Here is an 18,271-nt window from a genome sequence, read left to right as displayed (position 1 = left end):
CCGAACTGCCCCTGGCCAACAACCCCTTCATGGACGACCACATCATCTACGCGATCGTCCTCATCGGCCTCGCCCTCACCGGCGCCGGCACCACCCTCGGCCTCGGCAACCTCCCCATCGTCCAGCGCACCCCCTGGCTCAAGTAGTACGAACGCCCCCACGCCCACCCCCGGCAGACCGGAGGTGGGCGTTCGGCTTGCCGAGTGCTTCAGGTGCTGCGGAACCAATCGCCTATGACTCCTCCCGATCAATGCGACTGACGGCCACTTATAGACGTAGAGCGGGACTTCGGTATCCACCCCTCCGAACCCCCCGTAAGGGAGGCAAACCATGGATCCCGTCCAAATGGCCGCCGCCGTGTCGGCCGTGCTGGTCGCCGGTGTCACGGTCGTCGGTGCGTGGCTGCGCAGCGTCGTCAGCCGCGAGAAGAGCAGGGAGGTGGCACGGCGTGACCTCGTACGCCGGCTCCCTGAAGGCAGTCGCATCCTTGATCTGGGCAAGCACGGCATTCTGATCGAGTTCGGTCCTGTCTCCCACGCGAAAGCCTCCGACGATGGCGACCGATGATCAACACCTGCCCCTTCCGATGGAACATCTCCCTGATCCGGCAGAAGACCGCGTCGCGGTGCGCGGGGATTTCCTCGACTTCTACGATCGCGAGTATCACCTGCTGGTGAGGTTCCTGCTGTGCTGCGGCGCTCCGAAAGCTGAGGCGGAGGACGCCGCGCAGGAGGCTTTCCTAGAAGTGTGGGCCCGCTGGGACTGGGTGCGGGACACGGTCCGAAGACCCTCCCTCTATCTGCGCAAAGTGGCGTACCACAAGTATCTGCGGCCGCCCGGTCTACGTCGCCGGCCGTTACCGGCCACCATGAGGGAACAGGAACCTCCGGAGCGATCAGGGCCGGACCACGCCGTTCTGACCGATGAGTCCCTGGACGTGCTGGCAGCGCTCCGCGAGCTGGACGGCAACAGCATGATCGCGATGGCCCTGCGGGTGGACGGCTTCACCGCTGTCGAGATAGCCGATCATCTCGGCCTGAGCGCACAGAAGGTGCGCGACCTGCTCAAGAAGGCACGAAAAGCACTGAGAGCGCGACTCTATCCGGCACGCGCGAAGGAGGGAGGCGCACCACGGTGAGCATCGACGATGAGGCCTGCCATGACGAGCTGTCCGAGGAGGAGCTGGACAGCGTGCTGTCCCGCACCGCGGAGAATGTGCTGAGCCACGTCCACCAGGTCACCGACCCCACGGTCACGCTGCTGGCCATCATGGCCGGCCTGGACTCGCCACCCGCCTCCAGGCCGTGGCCCGAACCGGAAGGGGGCGCTCAGAACCCCGAACGGGACATCTGCCTCTACCGCCGTCTGGCTCTGGCCCGCCGGCGGATGGACGCGACGCTGGCCGGTGCGGTGCTGCCAGAGGCCGTCCTCGACGAGTGGGAGGCGCGCACTGTCCGCCACGGTGAGCAGTACATCACCGCGACGGCGCCGCTCGAACTGCTCACCGACGTCCTGGTGGACTTCGGGGAGGTCAGCCGGCTGTGTGAGCAGCGGCATCCGATCGACTGTCATCGTCGTCTGCACCGGATCGCGGCGAGATTGGCCGGTCTCATCGGCATGCTGCTGATCAATCTGGGCCTGTGGGACTCGGCCGGCTCGTACTTCGAAACGGCCCGCCGGGCCGCGGAGGAGACGGAGGACCCCACGCTGCGAGCTTGGGTCATGGTCCGTCAATCCATGCTGCCGCACTACTACGGTGACCCGCTCGACAGCCTGAAACTGGCGCGGGCGGCCGGTGACCTCGCGGACAAGCAGGTGTGCGCGGTCAGCGCCATGGCACCCGTCGCCGAGTTACGGGCCATGGCGCGGCTGGCGCAGCAGGGACGCGGCATCGGCTTTCCTGCGCGAGACGACGTACGGGCCGCCGCCGAAGAGGCACGGAGCAGAGGGGAATCGGTGCTGGCGACGGTGGAGGGCAGCGACCCGGTCTTCGGCTACACGCGCAGGCAACTGCTGTTCCACCTGGGCGAGGCCCTCGTCGAGTTGGGCTGCTTCCGCGACGGTTATGTGTATCTGACCAAGGCGCTGAAGCTGTACGACCACCACGAGCAGCTCGACCGCACGCTGATACAGCTCGATCGGGCCTTCTGCCGGGTGGCGGGAGGTGAGCCGAAGGAGACCCTCCGGCAGGCCACCCGGGCCACGCACGAGTTGCCGCCGGAATATCGCTGGAACATCGTTCAACGGCGGGTCCGCCAGCTCGAATCCGCGGTCGCGCGGTTGGCCGCTGAAGGAGGAACGGAACCCGCACCCGGTTGAGGCGACCCGTCTCCCCGCCGTCCGTGAGCTGGCACGCAAAGAGGGAAATGACGGACTCATGCGGCCGGCTTGACGGTTGATCGAGGTGCGCGGGAACGGGTGCTTCCTAAGCTGGGCGGGGTGGCAAACCTGAAGCGGGTCGCGTGGCCGGGGCTGCTAGTCGCCCTGGTCCTGACCGCGGGCGTCGTCACCCTGTGCGGGATCCGATACTTCACCAGCGGGAACAAGGGGACCGGCGGGACCAGGATCGTGAAGTCGATCACCGGGTCCGGATCGACCGCGCAGAAGGGGGCGATGGACGCCTGGCGGGCCGAGTTCCAGCGGATCCATCCCGAGTTCCGGGTGGACTACCGCGCCAACGGGTCGGGGGCCGGCATCCGGGACTTCATCGCCGGCGCCACCGCGTTCGCCGGGTCCGACATCCGCATGCCGCCGGGGGATCAGGAACGGGCCGACCGGCGCTGCGGTGGCAGGGCGTTGCATCTGCCCATGGTGATCGGGCCGGTGGCGCTGGCGTACAACCTGCCGTCCGTACCGGATCTGAGGTTGTCGCCGGCCACGCTGACCGGCATCTTCACCGGGCGGATCACCCGATGGGACGCCAAGGAGATCCGCGCCGACAACCCCGGCGTGCGGATGCCGGACGCGCGGGTCCGGCCCGTCCACCGCGCCGGCGACTCGGGCACGACGCACAACTTCACCGCGTTCCTGCGGGCGACGGGCCGGTGGCCGGACGAGCCGTCGATGGTGTGGCGGGGTGCGGGGCGGCCGATCGGGGGCTCCGACGGGATCGTCCAGGTCGTCCAGTACTCGGAGGGTTCCATCGGGTACGTCGAGTACGGCTACGCCAGCAACGCCCGCCTGCGCATCGCCAAGATCCGCAACGCCTCCGGGCGCTTCGTCGAACTCTCGCCCGAGAGCGCCACCCTGGCGATGGAGGGCGCCAAGGTCGTCAACACCGAGAACGGCCCGATCGTGGAGTTCGACTACCGGACCAGGATCCCGGGCGCCTATCCCATCGTCATGATCACCTACGAGATCACCTGCCAGGGCGACGCCGACCCGCTGGTGCAGACCTTCCTGAGTTACACCGCGGGCGACGCCGGCCAGTCCTACCTCGCTCTGTACGGCTACGCCCCGCTCCCGCACGACATCCTGGCCGCCGTGCGCACCCGGCTCGGCCTCAGCAGCTGAGCGAGTTGTCAGATGACTTATGGATTTGTACGATGACATACGAATCCTGCCGCCCCACGCCCGAGGACCACCATGGCTTCCGACCGCATTCGTCACGTCGCGCTCTCCTCCGTCACCCTCCCTCTCGACGTCCCCGTCAGCGACGCCAAAGTCCTGACCGGACGGCAGAAGCCGATGACCGAGATCGCCTTCCTCTTCGCCGAGATCACGACCGAGGACGGCCACGGCGGCACCGGCTTCAGCTACAGCAAGCGAGCCGGCGGACCGGCGCAGTACGCGCATGCCAAGGAGGTGGGGGAGAACCTGCTGGGTGAGGATCCGTCGGACATCGGCCGGGTGTATGAGCGGTTGTTGTGGGCGGGGGCGTCGGTGGGCCGGTCGGGGGTGGCGACGCAGGCGCTGGCGGCGATCGATGTGGCGTTGTGGGATCTGAAGGCGAAGCGGGCGGGGTTGCCGCTGGCGAAGCTGCTCGGCTCCTACCGCGACTCCGTCAGGACGTACAACACCTCGGGCGGCTTCCTGCACGCGCCGATCGAGGAGGTGAAGGCGCGGGCCTCCCAGTCCTTGGCGGACGGGATCGGGGGGATCAAGATCAAGGTGGGGCAGCCGGACATGCGGGAGGATCTGCGGCGGTTGGCGGCGGTTCGGGAGCATCTGGGGGACGGGGTGCCGTTGATGGTGGATGCCAACCAGCAGTGGGATCGGGCGAGTGCGTTGCGGTTCGGGCGGGCGGTGGAGGATCTGGGGTTGGTGTGGATCGAGGAGCCGCTGGACGCCTATGACGCCGAGGGTCACGCTCAGCTCGCCGCCGCGCTCGACACGCCGATCGCCACCGGTGAGATGTTGTCCAGCGTGGCCGAGCACGTACGCCTCATCGAGGCCCGCGCCGCCGACATCATCCAGCCCGACGCCCCCCGCGTCGGCGGCATCACCGCCTTCCTGCGCCTGGCCACCCTGGCCGACCACGCGGGGCTGCAGCTCGCGCCGCACTTCGCCATGGAGATCCACCTCCACCTGGCCGCCGCTTACCCGCGCGAGCCCTGGGTCGAGCACTTCGAGTGGCTCAACCCGCTGTTCGAGGAGCGGCTCGAAACCCGCGACGGACGCATGATCGTCCCCGACCGGCCGGGGCTCGGGATCACGCTGAGCGAGCAGTGCCGCAAGTGGACCGTGGACAGCGTCGAGTTCGGAAAGGCGTAGGCCGTGTCCGGCACGCGGGCGCGCGTCACGTCAGGGGCCGTCGGCGCCGTGCGGTTCGGCCGCTACGCGGTGCCGCTGGAGCGGCCCGTGAGCGACGCCAAAGTGGCCACGGGACGGCAGCGGCCCCTGTCCCAGCTCGACGTCCTGACCTGCGAGATCACCACTGGCGACGGCCTGGAGGGGCTGGGCTTCTCCTACACGACCAGGGCCGGCGGACCGGCGCAGTACGCGCATGCCAAGGAGGTGGGGGAGAACCTGCTGGGTGAGGATCCGTCGGACATCGGCCGGGTGTATGAGCGGTTGTTGTGGGCGGGGGCGTCGGTGGGCCGGTCGGGGGTGGCGACGCAGGCGCTGGCGGCGATCGATGTGGCGTTGTGGGATCTGAAGGCGAAGCGGGCGGGGTTGCCGCTGGCGAAGCTGCTCGGCTCCTATCGCGATTCGGTACGGGTCTACAACACCTCCGGCGGCTATCTCCAGGCCCCGATCGAGGAGGTGAAGGCGCGCGCTTCCCAGTCCTTGGCGGAGGGCATCGGGGGGATCAAGATCAAGGTGGGGCAGCCGGACATGCGGGAGGATCTGCGGCGGTTGGCGGCGGTTCGGGAGCATCTGGGGGACGGGGTGCCGTTGATGGTGGACGCCAACCAGCAGTGGGATCGGGCGAGTGCGTTGCGGTTCGGGCGGGCGGTGGAGGATCTGGGGCTGGTGTGGATCGAGGAGCCGCTGGACGCCTATGACGCCGATGGCCATGCCCAGCTCGCCGCCGCGCTCGACACCCCGATCGCCACCGGTGAGATGTTGTCCAGCGTGGCCGAGCACGTACGTCTGATCGACCTGCGTGCCGCCGGCTTCCTCCAGCCCGAGGTGCCCCGCGTCGGCGGCATCACCCCCTATCTCAAGATCGCCGCCCTCGCCGACCACGCCCACCTCCAGGTCGCGCCGCACTTCGTGATGGAGCTCCACGTGCACCTGGCCGCCGCCTACCCGCGCGACTCCTGGGTCGAGCACATCGAATGGCTCTCGCCGCTGTTCGAGGAGCGGCCCGAGATCAGGGACGGGCGCATGCTGGTGCCCGAACGGCCCGGCCTCGGCCTCACCCTGGCCGCGCACGCCCGGGACTGGCGGCTCGACGATGTCATCCTCGGAGGCGGGTAGATTTGTCAGCCGTGCCCCCAGACCCCAAGGCCGGCCGCGACACCGGGCCCAGACCCGGCAGCGCGCACCAGCCCGGCAGCGCGTGCGAGGCCGACCGCGACACCGGGCGCAGGCTCGACCGTGACAGCGGGCGCGGGCTCGCGCACGAGCTCGTCGAACGGCTCAAGGCCCGCATCCTGGCCGGCGAGATCCAGCCCGGCCAGAAACTGCCCACCGAGTCCTCCCTCATCCAGGAGTTCGGCGTCAGCCGCACCGTGGTCCGCGAGGCCGTCTCGCGGCTGCAGGCCGCGGGGCTGGTCGAGACCTTCCAGGGGCGCGGGTCGTTCGTGCTCGCGCTGCCCGCCTCGACGGCCTTCTCCGTGGAGGCGTCCGGCATCCGCACTCACCGCGACGTGCTCGACATGATCGACTTCCGGATCGGCGTCGAGTCGGAGGCGGCCGGGCTGGCCGCGGAGCGCCGGACGGACCTGCAGCTCAAGGCGATCGAGCGGGCCCTGGTCGACCTCGGGCGCTCCGGCGAGCAGCCGGGCCACGCGGTCGAGGCCGACTACGCCTTCCACCTCAAGGTCGCGCTCGCGTCGGGGAACCGGTTCTACTCCGACCTGCTCGCCTCGCTCGGGCCGATGATGATCATGCTGCCGCGCACGCGGCTGCCGCACGTCTACACGGTGTCCGACGCCACCCACTTCACCCGGGTGACCCTGGAGCACGAGAACATCTATCGCGCCGTCGCCGACCAGGACGCTGCGGCGGCGCGGGCGGCGATGCGGCTGCACCTGTCCAACTCCCGCGCCCGCCTCCAGGCGCCCTAGGGCTCCGGCCGAGGCTCCCGGTCAGCACTCCAGGTGCCCTGAAAAATCACGTCACCAGCGGGCCGTGTTCGGGGTGAAGTCCGGGACGATCGAGCGCATGTACGCGGTGTCCTCCCGCCCCCGCTGCCCGCACGCGACGTACTGTTCGTGCAGCGCCGCCAGCGCGTCCTCGTCCAGCTCCACGCCCAGGCCGGGCCCGGTGGGCACGGCCACGCTCCCGTCGCGGAACTCCAGCGCCCCCGGCTTGACGACCTCCTCCGTCTTCCACGGGTAGTGGGTGTCGCACGCGTACGTGAGGTTCGGGGTCGCCGCCGCGAGATGCGTCATGGCGGCCAGGCTCACGCCCAGGTGCGAGTTGGAGTGCATCGACAAGCCGAGCCCGAACGTCTCGCAGATGCCGCCCAGCAGCGCCGAGCGGCGCAGCCCGCCCCACAGGTGGTGGTCCGACAGCACGACCTGCACCGCGTCGGCGGCGACGGCCGGCTTGAGGTGCTCGAAGGCGATGACGCACATGTTCGTGGCCAGGGGGATCGAGGTCTGCCGGGAGACCTCCGCCATGCCGGGGATGCCGGGAGTCGGGTCCTCCAGGTACTCCAGCACGCCCGACAGCCGCTCGGCCGCCTGGACGGAGGTCTCGACGGTCCAGGCGCCGTTGGGGTCGATGCGCAGCGCGTGGCCGGGGAAGGCGTCGGCCAGGGCCTCGACGGTCTCGTATTCGTGGCGGGGCTCGTACACGCCGCCCTTGAGCTTGAGCGCGGTGAAGCCGTACTCGTCGACCATCCGCCGGGCCTGGGCGACCATCTGCTCGGGTGTGCGGCCCTCGCCCCACGAGTCGTCGTCGTGGCCCGGATGGCCGGCCCACTTGTAGAACAGGTAACCCGAGAAGGGGACGCGGTCGCGTACGGCGCCGCCGAGCAGGTCGCTCACCGGGCGGCCGAGCGCCCTGCCCTGGAGGTCGAGCAGCGCCACCTCGAACGGCGCCACCACGGTGTCCACGGCGCTGGAGATCTCCAGCATGCCGCCGAAGCTCGCGCCCGCGCCGCCGGTACCCTCCCCGAGCGTCTTCACCACGGTCGCGCGCAGCGCGTTGAGGTCGAACACGTCCGCGCCGGGCAGCGCGGCGGCCACCGCGCCGAGCCGGTCGAGGTGGGACTGGTCGGCGTACGTCTCACCCAGGCCCACCAGCCCGGCATCGGTGTGCACCTGGACGATCGCGCGCAGCACGTACGGCTGGTGCACTCCCACCACGTTGAGCAGCGGCGGGTCGCGGAAGGCGACCGGGGTGACGACCACCCTGCTGACCAGCCCCGCCTCGCGCGGGCTCAAAGCTCGGCTCGCACGGCAGGGGCCTTCACGGTCAGTACGGGCACGCTGGCCTCCATGAGGATCCGCTGGGCCTCGCTGCCCAGGATGAACTTGCCCACCAGCGACCGGTGCCGCAGCCCGATGACGATGAGCGTGCCGCCGCTCTCCCTGACCAGCTGCTCGAACGTCTCGGGCAGGTCGTCGTCGTGCAGCGGCTGGCGCAGCTCAGCGTCCACCCCGGCTTCACGGGCCCGCCGCAGCAGCTCCGAGCCGGCCGCGTCGTCGATCTTGCGCTCGTCCACGGGGGCGCCGCGCCGTGGCGAGTTGACGATGATCACGCGTTCTCCGCGCAGCCTGCCTTCGCGCAGGCCGGCGTCGACGGCGGCCTCGCCCTCGGGCGTGGGCAGGTAACCGACGAGGATGGTCATGAAACAGTCTCCTCCACACGATCGGGGGTCTTGCGGCGCAGCGCCTTGCGGATGAGCGGCCAGACCGCGACGATCACGACCAGCGCCAGCACCGTCCCGGAGATGGGGCGGGTCAAGAATCCCGCAGGATCGCCGCCGAAGATCAGCAGCGACTGCCGCGACGAGTTCTCGATCATCGAGCCCAGCACGAACGCCAGCACCAGCGGCCCCGGCTCGAAGCCGAACTTCTTCATCAGGTACCCCAGCACGCCGAACACGATCACCATGAAGACGTCGTACACCTTGTTGTTCACCGTGTACGCGCCCAGCAGCGTGATGAGCACCGTGATCGGGGCCAGGATGGCCGGCCGTACCCGCAGGATCCGGACGAACACCCCGACCATCGGAATGCTCATGATCAGCAGCAGGATGTTGCCGATGTACATCGAGTTGATGACGCCCCAGAACACGTCCGGATGCTCGGTGACCAGCTGCGGCCCCGGCTGGATGCCCTGGATGAGCAGCGCGCCGAAGATCAGGGCCATGGTCGCGTTCGCCGGGATGCCGAGCGTCAGCAGCGGGATGAACGAGGAGGTGGCGGCGGCGTTGTTGGCCGTCTCGGGCGCGGCCACGCCCTCGATCGCGCCCCGGCCGAAACGCTCGGGCTGCTTGGCGCGCCGCTTCTCCAGCGCGTACGCGGCCAGCGACGACAGCACCGCGCCACCGCCGGGCAGCACGCCGAGCACGAACCCGATGAGCGAGCCGCGCCCGATCGCGCCCTTGGCCTGCCCGAGGTCCTTGCGCGACGGCCAGACGTTGCCGACCTTGGCGGGGGAGTGGACCTTGTTGTGCCGTTCCTCCAGGTTGTAGAGGATCTCGCTGAGGCCGAACAGGCCCATGGCGATCGGGATGAAGTCGATGCCCTCGGCGAGGTCGAGGCTGCCGAAGGTGAAGCGCTCGGCACCGGTGAAGGTGTCGCGGCCGACGGTCGCGAGCAGCAGGCCGACGCAGGCGGCGATGATGGCCTTGAGCCGGTTGCCGTTGCCGACCGAGGAGATCAGCAGCACGCCGAGGATGCCCAGAGCGGCGTACTCGGGCGGGCCGAAGTCGAGCGCGAACCCGGCCACGACCGGGGCGACCAGCGTCAGGGCGAGGATCGAGATCGTGCCGCCGACGAAGGAGCCGATGGCCGCGATGCCCAGCGCGGTGCCCGCCCGGCCCTGCTTGGCCAGCGCGAACCCGTCGAAGACGGTCACCACCGAGGACGCCTCACCGGGCAGGCGGAGCAGCACCGAGGTGATCGTGCCGCCGTACTGGGCGCCGTAGAAGATGCCGGCGAGCATGATGATCGCCGACACGGGGCCGATGCCGTACGTGATCGGCAGCAGGATCGCGATCGTCGCGCCGGGTCCGAGGCCGGGCAGCACGCCGATCAGCATGCCGATGATCACGCCGATCAGGCAGTAGAGCAGGTTGGCCGGTTCGAGGACGACGCCGAAGCCGTCGAGGATCGGGGAGATGTCCATGTGACTTTCTCAGATGAGTCGCGGGAGCGGGATCGACAGCAGCAGCACGAAGAGCACGTAGAACGCGGCCACGGCGCCGATGCTGATCACGATGGACGAGCGCCACGACTCCTTGCCCAGCCAGCGCAGCCAGACGAACATGAGCAGCAGCGAGGGGATCTCGAAACCGATCACCGGCAGCAGAGAGGCGAGCCCGACCAGCGTCACCAGGCCGACGACGGTGAGCAGGCTCGACCGGGAGAAGCGCTCGGTGTCCTGCAGCCCGCGGCCGGTGAAGGCCAGCGTCGCCGACAGCACGATGATGACGATGCTGATGGCGAACGGCCACAGGCCGGGACCCGGCTGGGTGAGCTGCCCGAGGCCGAGCGTGTACGACACGACGGCCCCGAACACGCCCGCGGCCAGGGCCACCACAGCCGCGCCGAGCTGCGCGAACGGGCCCGCGTGCGGCGGCCTGGCCTCCTCCAGCTCGGCCTGGAGCCGGTCGGCCTCGGCCTGCAGCGCGTCGGCGTCGTCCAGCGGCGCCGCACCGGGCCGGTCCGGCTCGGGCGGGGCCGAGCCGGGGTCCGGATGAGAGGCGGTGGGGTCGGGCGGGGACATGCGCACTCCTTAGCGGGGGGCCGCGCTCAGCCGGCCAGGCTGATGCCGAACTTGTCCAGCTGCGCCTTGTACGTGGTGGAGTCGTTCTGCAGCGAGGTGAGCACCTCCTGCGGCGCGACCTCCATCGGGGTGAGCGAGTTCTCCTCGTTGAACTTCTTGTACTCCGGCGTGGCGAACACCTTCTTCGCGGCGTCGAGCAGCTTGGTCTTGACGTTCTCCGGCGTGCCCTTGGGCGCGGTCAGGAAGCGGTACTGCGTCACCAGGACGTCGAAGCCCTGCTCCTTGGCCGTCTTCACGTCCGGCAGGTAGGGGATGCGCTCCTTCGAGAAGACGGCGAGCGGCACGAGCTTGCCCGCCTTGACGTTCTCGATGGCCTCGCCGATCTGCATGGTGGAGACGTCGACCTGGTTGCCCAGCAGGGCGGTCAGGGCGGGGGCACCGCCGTCGAACGGCACGGCCGTGGCCTCGATGCCGGCGGTCTTGAACGTCAGCGCCGAGGCGAGCTGCGCGCCGGTGCCGACGCCCGTGGTGCCGTAGCGGATCGTCTTGCCGGCCTTCTTCATGTCCTCGATGGACTTGTAGCCGGACTGGGAGTTGGTCGCCATGACGTAGTCGTCGCGCGAGATACCGGTGATGACGTCGAACGAGTCGATCTTCGTGGCCTCGGCGGCCGACACCGTGAGCGGCGTGATCGTGAAGAGCGAGGCGTTCTGCACGGCGATCTTGTAGCCGTCGGGCTTGGCCGACTGCAGCTCCTTGGCGTTGAGCGCGCCGTTGGCACCGGGCTTGTTGAGCACGGGCGCGGAGACGCCGAGCTCCTTGGCCATGCCCTGGGCGAGCGCCCGGGTGATGAGGTCGGTCGAGCCGCCGGCGGAGGCGCCGACGCTGAACTCGATGTTGCCGGACGGATATTCGCCGTCGCCGCCACCGGAGGAGGTCGTCTTGACGCCGCCACACGCCGTCAGCGCGATCGCGGCGGCAGCGCCGGCGACGCTCACGAGGATGCGGCGGGAGGCTGGCCGAGATGTCGGCATGGACTTCTCCTTTGCCCGGGCGGAATGCCGCCCGTGGTGTGCTATGGAGCGGAGTGAGGGGGTTGCGTAAGGTTACGGCAAGGTTTCCGCTCGTCAGTCTCCGGAGACTATGGACGTGCCTCGATGCCTGTCCAGGCTCAATTTGGTATCGAATGATACTCTACGCGCATCATGCTGACACTGGATCAGATCCGGGCCTTCGTGGCCGTCGCCGAGGAGCTGCACTTCGGCCGCGCGGCCGACCGGCTGCGCATGACCCAGCCCCCGCTCAGCCGTCACATCCAGAAGCTGGAGCGCTCGGTCGGCGTGACTCTGCTGGAGCGCGACAACCGGCGCGTGGTCCTCACCGACGCCGGTCGCGCCTTCCTGGACGACGCGCGGCGCATGCTCTCGCTCGTCGACACGGCGGGCGATCGGGCCCGCAGGATCGCCAGCGGCGCGGCGGGCACCGTACGCCTCGGGTTCACCGCCGTCTCGGCGATCAGCATGCTGGGCGCGCTGCTGCGGCGGCTGTCGGAGCGGCTGCCCGAGATCGACGTCATCCTGCACGAACGGGTGACCGCCGGGCAGGTGGACGGCCTGCTGCGCGGCGAACTCGACCTGGGCCTGGCCCGCCCGCCGTTCGACATCGCCACGCTCGACTCCCGCGTGGTCTTCCGCGAGCCGCTGTGCGCGGTGGTGCCCGCCGGGCACCGGCTGGCCGAGCTGGGCCGGCCGCTCGCGCCCGACGACTTCGACGGCCTGCCGGTGGTCAGCTACAACCCGGTCCAGTCGCGTTACTTCCACGAGCTGACCGTCCGTTTCCTCACCAACGCCCATCCGCGCATCGAGCAGCAGGTGCACCAGATCCTCACCGCCGTGCTGCTCGTGGCGGCCGGTCGCGGCGTCGCCCTGGCCCCGGCCAGCGCGCGCTCGCTCGGCGTGGACGGCGTCTCCTTCTGCGACCTCGTCCGCGGCGGCGGCGACCCCCTCGACGACGGCGGCGGCTCAGGCGAACCCGTCGAGCTGCACGTCATCTGGGACCGCACCTCGACCAACCCCGCGCTCGGCCGCGTGCTGGAACTGCTGCCCGCCCTGGGACCATGATGCCCTGCCGGTATCACCGGATTCAGAATCGCACTTGGACAGGAATTGTCCCACCTCCTTAGCCTGGCGAGCGTCAGACCTTACCGGCGGTGCGGGGAGATCCCACAGCCGCATGTGAAGCGAGGAGCGCCCGCGATGCCCAGTTACTCCCCACAAGAGCTCGCCACGCGGCTCAAGAGCGGCCTGCTCTCCTTCCCCGTCACGCATTTCACCGCCGAGCTGGAGTTCGACGAGGCCGCCTACCGCGATCACCTGTCCTGGCTGAGCGGATATCCGGTGGCCGGCCTGTTCGCAGCCGGCGGCACCGGCGAGGGCTTCTCGCTGACCGCCGCCGAGATCGACCGCGTGGTACGGGTGGCGGTGGACGAGGTGAACGGCAGGCTCCCGGTCGTGGCCCCCGCCACCGGCGGCACCGCGACCGCCGTGGCCCAGGCCAAGGCGGCCGAGGCCGCCGGGGCCGACGGCGTGCTGCTGATGCCTCCTTACCTCACGGAGGCCGGTCAGGAGGGCCTGGTCGAGCACGTCTCCGCGGTCTGCGCCGCCACCGGCCTGGGCGTGATCGTCTACAGCCGGGCCAACGCCGTGCTGAACGACCGCTCCGTGGCGGCCCTGGCCGAGCGGAACGAGACGCTCGTGGGCTTCAAGGACGGCGTCGGGAACATCGAGAACCTCACCCGCATCTACGCCGCCGTCGGCGACCGCCTGGCCTACATCGGCGGCCTGCCCACGGCCGAGACCTTCGCCCTGCCGCTGCTGCAGCTCGGCATGAGCACGTACTCCTCGGCGATCTTCAACTTCGTGCCGCAGTACGCGCTCGACTTCTACGCCGACGTCCGCGCCCAGGACCGCGAGGCCGTCTACCGGCGCATCCGCGAGTTCGTCATCCCCTACCTCGACATCCGCGACCGGATGAAGGGGTACGCTGTGTCGATCATCAAGGCGGGCCTGACCGCCGTCGGCCGTCCGGCGGGGCCGGTGCGCCCGCCGCTGCAGAACCTGAAGGACGGCGAGCTCGCCGAGCTGACCGCCCTCATCAACAAGATCAGCTAGGGGCGGGGCGCATGTCACCCACCATCAGCGGCGTCGAGGTCGTGCCGGTCGCCGGGTACGACAGCATGCTGCTCAACCTCAGCGGCGCGCACGGGCCGTTCTTCACCCGCAACGTCGTCATCGTCACCGACTCCGACGGCCGCACCGGGCTGGGCGAGGTGCCCGGCGGCGAGGCCATCCGCAAGACCGTCGAGGAGGCGGCCGGGCTGCTGACCGGCCGGCCGGTGGCCCGATACCGCACGCTGCTGCGCTCGGTCGCCGAGCGGTTCGCCGGCCGCGACGCGGGCGGGCGCGGGCAGCAGACCTTCGACCTGCGCACCACCGTCCACGCCGTCACCGGCCTGGAGTCCTGCCTGCTCGACCTGCACGGCCAGTTCCTCGGCCTGCCCGTGGCCGACCTGCTCGGCGAGGGCCGGCAGCGCGACCGGGTGCCGATGCTGGGCTACCTGTTCTACGTCGGCGATCCGGGAAAGACCGACCTGCCCTACCTCGTGGACGACGGCGCCGGCGACCGCTGGTCCGAGCTGCGCCGCCGCGAGGCGCTCACCCCCGACGCGGTGGTCGCGCTGGCCGAGGCCGCCCAGGAGCGTTACGGCTTCACCGACTTCAAGCTCAAGGGCAGCGTGCTGGCCGGCGAGCAGGAGATCGAGGCGGTCACCGCGCTGGCCCGCCGCTTCCCCGACGCCCGGGTCACCCTCGACCCCAACGGCGGCTGGCTGCTGGCCGACGCCGTCCGGCTCTGCCGGGGGCTCGGCGGCGTCCTGGCCTATGCCGAAGACCCGTGCGGGGCGGAGGGCCGCTTCTCGGGGCGGGAGACCATGGCCGAGTTCAAGCGGGCCACCGGGCTGCCGACGGCGACCAACATGATCGCCACGGACTGGCGGGAGCTGGCCCACGCCGTCCGCTCGGACGCCGTGGACATCCCGCTCGCCGACCCGCACTTCTGGACCATGGCGGGGTCGGTGCGGGTGGCCCAGCTCTGCCACGACTTCGGGCTGACGTGGGGCTCGCACTCCAACAACCACTTCGACATCTCACTCGCGATGTTCACCCACGTCGGGGCCGCCGCTCCGGGCGAGATCACGGCGCTGGACACGCACTGGATCTGGCAGGACGGCCAGGCGCTGACGACGAAGCCGTTCCAGATCACCGGCGGCGCGATCGACGTGCCTGCCACGCCGGGGCTCGGCGTCGAGCTGGACCGGGAGGCGCTGGAGCGGGCGCACGAGCTCTACCTGCGCCACGGCCTCGGCGCCCGCGACGACGCCGTGGCCATGCGATATCTGGTGGAGGGCTGGGTCTTCGACCCCAAGCGCCCCTGCCTCGTTCGCTGACCCTGTTCTGATCAGAAGAGGGTCAGCGGCTCGTCGGGGCTCTCCAGGGGCATCGGCTCGGGCAGCGGGGCCAGCGCGGGGACGCGGGCGCGTACCTCGTCGTGGAAACGGCGGGCCAGCCGCGGCGCCTCCGCGTTGTCCGGCGTGTGCACGAACACCGTGGGCGAGCGCCCCTCGCGCAGCCACTCCGCCACCGTCTCCACCCACGGCCGCCAGCCCTCGACCGTCCGCTCCTCGTCGTCGCGGCCGAGGTAGCGGACGATCGGATGCGCGGTGAGCGCGCGGGTCCGCCGGGGCACGCGCGGCTTCTTCGTCCAGGCGTCGCGCTCGGCGTCGCTGGTGGGCGGGCTCGCGAACATCACGGTCGTGTCGAACGGGACCCACTCGGCCGACACGGTCGCCAGCACCCGCTCCAGCAGCCGCGCCGAGCGCTCGTCCTCGAAGAAGGCACGGTGACGCACCTCGACGGCGTAGCGGTGCCCGCCGGGCAGCGCGCGCAGGAACGCGGCCAGGGCGCCCAGCTCGGCAGGGGAGAACGAGCCGGGAAGCTGGATCCAGAACGCGTGCACACGCGGGCCCAGCGGCTCCATGACGTCCAGGAACGCGGCCACGTCCGCCTCGGCGCCCCTGAGGCGGCGTTCGTGGGTGATCGGCTTCGGCAGCTTGATCACGAACCGGAAACCGGGATCGGTCTGGGCCGCCCAGGACTCCACCGCCGCCCGTGACGGGGTCGCGTAGAACGTGGTGTTGCCCTCCACGGCGTCGCACCAGCTCGCGTAGGCCCGCAGGCGGTCGCCCTGGTCGAGGTGGCCGGGCAGGAAACGTCCGCGCCAGCGCGCGTGTGTCCACATCGCGCATCCCACGTGAAGCCGCATGGATCCGACGTTAGCGGAGATCACGCGACGGGACGCCGGGCCACTGGCGGGCCGGCGTCCCCGGCCGTCGTAAGGTGGGCGCATGGGCATGATCGGGACGGTCGGGCTGGTGCTGCATCCCCGCCGCGACTCCAAGCAGGCGATCGACACGATCCTGCGGTGGGCCGCCGGCAAGGGCGCCACCGTGCTCGGCCTGCCCGAGGAGGTGGGCCGCATCGACTGCACCGCCGTGCCGGTCGACGCCGCCAGCATGGTGGAGCGGGCCGACCTGCTGGTGGGGCTGGGCGGCGACGGCACGATGCTGCGCACCATGCGGCTGCTGGCCGGGCGACCGACCCCCATCCTCGGCGTCAACCTCGGGCGGCTCGGGTTCCTGGCCGAGATCGACGTGGACGAGCTGTCCGAGACGCTGTCGGCGATCGACGCGCACGAATACAGCATCGAGCCGCGCATGGCCATCCGCTGCATCGTGGCGGGCGCGAGCGTGACGGCCTTCAACGACATCGCCCTCGTCAGGACCCCCGGCGACGGGCTGGCCGGAGTGTCCGTCACCCCGTCGGGCAGCCCCTTCGTCCGCTACGCCGCCGACGCCGTCATCGTGGCCACCTCCACCGGCTCGACCGCCTACAGCTTCTCCGCCGGAGGGCCGATCGTCTCGCCCAGGGTGGAGGCGATCCTCGTCGTGGCCGCCGCCGCCCACTCCTCCTTCAACCGGGCCCTGGTGCTGCCCGCCGACGAGGAGGTGACGCTGCAGGTGCTGCCGAGCAGCGGGCGGCTGGCGGTGGAGGTCGACGGGGCCGTCATGGGGCATCTGTGCCCCGGTGACAGCCTGACGGTCACCGCCTGGCCGGGCGCGGCCAACGTGGTCCGGGTGGGCACCACCTTCTACGAACGCGCCCGGCGCAAGCTGCGCGTGGACGGCAGCGCCGAAGCCTACTGACGGCTCTGGTGCCGGCCGGGACGCGACTGCGGCGTGAAGAAGCTTCCGCCGTCCGGCGGCGGCGTGGCGGCACGGGGCGCGGGCCCGCCGTCCTGACGTGAGCGGGTCGCGAAGAATTCGTCGTCGTCCGGCTGCGGCGCGAAGAAGTCGTCGTCCTCGTCCCGCCGCTTCCGCCGCCGCCGTGAGCCGGCCCGCTCCTGAGAGTCGGGGGAGTGCGGCTCGTCGTCGTGCGCGGGCTCGTCCCGGTGCCGGGAGGCCGTCAGGGCGGCCAGGGCCGTGGTGATGGGGACGGCCGCGATGAGGCCGAGCGTGCCGACGATGCTGCGGACGATCTCCTGCGCGATGACCGGCGTCGTCATCACCTCGCCCAGCGGCTGCTGCCCGATGCTGAACAGCAGCAGCAGCGGCAGCGACGCCCCCGCGTACGCCAGGATGATCGTGTTGATCACCGAGGCGATGTGCGCGCGCCCGATGCGGCCGGCCGCCCGGTAGAGGCGGGCGAAGCCGTAGGACGGGTTGGCGCGGGCGAGCTCGGCCACCGTCACCGCCTGCGTGACCGTGACGTCGTCGAGCACGCCGAGCGCGCCGATGATGATGCTGGCCAGCAGCAGCCCCTGCGTGTCGATGGACAGGCTCATGTCCAGGGCGAGCGCGCTGTCGTCGGTGATCCCGTTGAGCCGGGCGAACCCCAGCGCGCCGTACGACAGCAGCCCCGTGAGCGCCAGGCTGGCCAGCGTGCCCAGCACGGCCACGGACGTGGACAGCGAGAACCCGTGGGTCAGGTAGAGGACCGCCAGCATGATCGCCGCCGCCCCCACGATGGCCACCAGCATGGGCGGCCGCCCCTCCAGGATCCCGGGGATGACGAACGTCAGCAGCAGCACGAACGTCACCGCCAGCCCCACCAGCGCCGTCACCCCGCGCCAGCGCCCGAACGCGATCACCGCCAGCGCGAACGCGGCCCCGAACAGCCACAGCGGCAGCGCCCGGTCGTGGTCGGAGATCTGGTAGGCCCCGTCGGGCCCGCGCAGCAGGATCACGTCGTCGTCGACGGTGAAGCGCTGCGCCCCCGGCCCGCCCGGCAGGCGCAACTCGACGTCCTTGCCCGCGTCGGGACCGTCCCCGACCTTGACGACGGCCTGGCCGCACGTGGCGGGGTCGGGCGCGGGCAGCCCCTCGGAAGGGGCGGGGCAGCGGCCGAGCGTGACCCCGACCACGGTGCCGGTGAGCCGCTCGACGCCGCCCTCGGCGGGCGCGGCGCCCTTGCCGGCGCCGTCGGGCCACAGCCACAGCAGCGCGGTCAGCGTGATGATCGCCAGCGGCACCAGGACGGCCAGACCGGCCATCACCGTGCGGCGCGAACGGGGTACGGCGGTGCCGTGGACGTGATTGGCGCCCATCGCGTGAAAGGTCCTCCTCGGCAGACGACTCAGGACA

18 protein-coding genes are annotated in these 18,271 nt (G+C 70.8%); 11 read left to right on the top strand and 7 right to left on the bottom strand.

Features of this window, described 5'->3' with window-relative positions:
• The first annotated feature begins 330 nt into the window (after positions 1-330).
• From AB0C27_RS54975 to AB0C27_RS54945, 7 genes are all read left to right on the top strand, one after another.
• Complete coding sequence (locus AB0C27_RS54975) at positions 331-567, top strand: hypothetical protein (protein WP_357863042.1); 237 nt, start codon at positions 331-333, stop codon at positions 565-567.
• Complete coding sequence (locus AB0C27_RS54970; protein WP_357863040.1) at positions 554-1,138, top strand: sigma-70 family RNA polymerase sigma factor; 585 nt, start codon at positions 554-556, stop codon at positions 1,136-1,138. Before AB0C27_RS54975 ends, AB0C27_RS54970 begins: the two co-directional genes overlap by 14 nt.
• On the top strand, positions 1,135-2,319 hold the full coding sequence (locus tag AB0C27_RS54965) for a hypothetical protein (RefSeq protein WP_357863038.1): 1,185 nt from the start codon (positions 1,135-1,137) through the stop codon (positions 2,317-2,319). Before AB0C27_RS54970 ends, AB0C27_RS54965 begins: the two co-directional genes overlap by 4 nt.
• Before the next feature lie 120 nt (positions 2,320-2,439).
• Positions 2,440-3,513 (top strand): phosphate ABC transporter substrate-binding protein PstS, encoded by a 1,074-nt coding sequence (gene pstS / locus AB0C27_RS54960; protein WP_357863036.1) that lies wholly within the window; start codon positions 2,440-2,442, stop codon positions 3,511-3,513.
• A 72-nt stretch (positions 3,514-3,585) separates the two neighbouring features.
• Positions 3,586-4,713, top strand: a complete 1,128-nt coding sequence (locus AB0C27_RS54955) for a mandelate racemase/muconate lactonizing enzyme family protein (RefSeq protein WP_357863034.1) — start codon at positions 3,586-3,588, stop codon at positions 4,711-4,713.
• Between the two features lie 48 nt (positions 4,714-4,761).
• Positions 4,762-5,865 carry a mandelate racemase/muconate lactonizing enzyme family protein gene (locus tag AB0C27_RS54950; protein ID WP_357863052.1) on the top strand — a complete coding sequence of 368 codons (1,104 nt, stop codon included), beginning with the start codon at positions 4,762-4,764 and terminating at the stop codon, positions 5,863-5,865.
• A gap of 11 nt (positions 5,866-5,876) precedes the next feature.
• The gene (locus AB0C27_RS54945; RefSeq protein ID WP_357863033.1) at positions 5,877-6,677 is read left to right on the top strand and encodes a FadR/GntR family transcriptional regulator; all 801 of its coding nucleotides are present in this window, start codon (positions 5,877-5,879) and stop codon (positions 6,675-6,677) included.
• Positions 6,678-6,728: 51 nt separating this feature from the next.
• Here AB0C27_RS54945 and AB0C27_RS54940 read toward each other — a convergent pair whose 3' ends face one another.
• From AB0C27_RS54940 to AB0C27_RS54920, 5 genes are read right to left on the bottom strand one after another with little or no spacing between them, the layout of a single operon-like run.
• Positions 6,729-8,003: a glucarate dehydratase family protein gene (locus AB0C27_RS54940; RefSeq protein WP_357863031.1), complete on the bottom strand. Its 1,275-nt coding sequence runs from the start codon at positions 8,001-8,003 to the stop codon at positions 6,729-6,731.
• Positions 8,000-8,410: a universal stress protein gene (locus tag AB0C27_RS54935; protein WP_357863029.1), complete on the bottom strand. Its 411-nt coding sequence runs from the start codon at positions 8,408-8,410 to the stop codon at positions 8,000-8,002. Before AB0C27_RS54935 ends, AB0C27_RS54940 begins: the two co-directional genes overlap by 4 nt.
• Positions 8,407-9,915, bottom strand: a complete 1,509-nt coding sequence (locus AB0C27_RS54930; RefSeq protein WP_357863027.1) for a tripartite tricarboxylate transporter permease — start codon at positions 9,913-9,915, stop codon at positions 8,407-8,409. The genes AB0C27_RS54935 and AB0C27_RS54930 overlap by 4 nt, the downstream gene beginning before the upstream one ends.
• A 9-nt stretch (positions 9,916-9,924) precedes the next feature.
• On the bottom strand, positions 9,925-10,515 hold the full coding sequence (locus tag AB0C27_RS54925; protein WP_357863025.1) for a tripartite tricarboxylate transporter TctB family protein: 591 nt from the start codon (positions 10,513-10,515) through the stop codon (positions 9,925-9,927).
• 26 nt (positions 10,516-10,541) lie between these two features.
• Entirely contained in the window at positions 10,542-11,549 is a 1,008-nt protein-coding gene (locus tag AB0C27_RS54920) for a tripartite tricarboxylate transporter substrate binding protein (protein WP_357863024.1), read from the bottom strand.
• 171 nt (positions 11,550-11,720) lie between these two features.
• On the opposite strand from AB0C27_RS54920, the gene AB0C27_RS54915 reads away from it, so the two are divergent.
• The 3 genes from AB0C27_RS54915 (at position 11,721) to AB0C27_RS54905 (ending at position 15,019) form a co-directional block, all read left to right on the top strand.
• Positions 11,721-12,635, top strand: a complete 915-nt coding sequence (locus AB0C27_RS54915) for a LysR family transcriptional regulator (protein ID WP_357863022.1) — start codon at positions 11,721-11,723, stop codon at positions 12,633-12,635.
• Positions 12,636-12,770: 135 nt separating this feature from the next.
• Positions 12,771-13,685, top strand: a complete 915-nt coding sequence (kdgD, locus tag AB0C27_RS54910; protein WP_357863020.1) for a 5-dehydro-4-deoxyglucarate dehydratase — start codon at positions 12,771-12,773, stop codon at positions 13,683-13,685.
• Between the two features lie 11 nt (positions 13,686-13,696).
• Positions 13,697-15,019, top strand: a complete 1,323-nt coding sequence (locus AB0C27_RS54905; protein ID WP_357863018.1) for an enolase C-terminal domain-like protein — start codon at positions 13,697-13,699, stop codon at positions 15,017-15,019.
• An 11-nt stretch (positions 15,020-15,030) separates the two neighbouring features.
• Here the strand turns inward: AB0C27_RS54905 and AB0C27_RS54900 are convergent, their stop codons facing one another.
• A complete protein-coding gene (locus AB0C27_RS54900; protein WP_357863016.1) occupies positions 15,031-15,894 on the bottom strand; it encodes a DUF72 domain-containing protein in 864 nt (287 codons plus the stop codon).
• Positions 15,895-15,976: 82 nt separating this feature from the next.
• Between AB0C27_RS54900 and AB0C27_RS54895 the strand changes: the two genes are divergently transcribed.
• Positions 15,977-16,834: an NAD(+)/NADH kinase gene (locus AB0C27_RS54895; protein WP_346110270.1), complete on the top strand. Its 858-nt coding sequence runs from the start codon at positions 15,977-15,979 to the stop codon at positions 16,832-16,834.
• Here AB0C27_RS54895 and AB0C27_RS54890 read toward each other — a convergent pair.
• On the bottom strand, positions 16,828-18,234 hold the full coding sequence (locus tag AB0C27_RS54890) for a YibE/F family protein (RefSeq protein ID WP_357863014.1): 1,407 nt from the start codon (positions 18,232-18,234) through the stop codon (positions 16,828-16,830). The genes AB0C27_RS54895 and AB0C27_RS54890 overlap by 7 nt on opposite strands.
• Between the last annotated feature and the right edge of the window lie 37 nt (positions 18,235-18,271).

This window comes from Nonomuraea sp. NPDC048882 (assembly GCF_040649755.1).
Taxonomy (GTDB): domain Bacteria; phylum Actinomycetota; class Actinomycetes; order Streptosporangiales; family Streptosporangiaceae; genus Nonomuraea; species Nonomuraea maheshkhaliensis.
This window is presented reverse-complemented; position numbering and strand designations above follow the sequence as displayed.